The organism is Brevibacterium rongguiense (genome assembly GCF_009857845.1).
Lineage (GTDB): Bacteria > Actinomycetota > Actinomycetes > Actinomycetales > Brevibacteriaceae > Brevibacterium > Brevibacterium rongguiense.
Genome location: NZ_WWEQ01000169.1, coordinates 1 through 252, shown reverse-complemented (window position 1 = coordinate 252; position 252 = coordinate 1). Strand labels below are relative to the sequence as shown.

The window sequence follows — 252 nt, the reverse complement described above, 5'->3', positions numbered from 1 at the left end:
CCACCAGAACACTCCTCCAGCGGCGCGAAGTCGGCCGGTACCGAGTCCGCGGCGGTGAGGATCGCCCGGTTGGAGGCGGAGAACGCCCGGCTACGGGCCGACAAGGTCAAGGTCGAGACCGAGCGGGCGATGTCAAGGCGTCGAAGCAACATGGGGCTCGCCGGCGAGCAGTCGAGCGAATGCCTCGGTGGGCGTGAGATAGCCCAGTCGGCGGCGGGGTCGATTGTTGATCTCCTCGGCGATGGTGGTGAG

1 pseudogene is annotated in these 252 nt (G+C 67.9%); it reads right to left on the bottom strand.

Annotated features, from left to right (window positions below):
- Positions 1 to 132: 132 nt before the first annotated feature.
- Positions 133 to 252: pseudogene (locus GSY69_RS15495) on the bottom strand (IS30 family transposase); the annotation flags it as partial.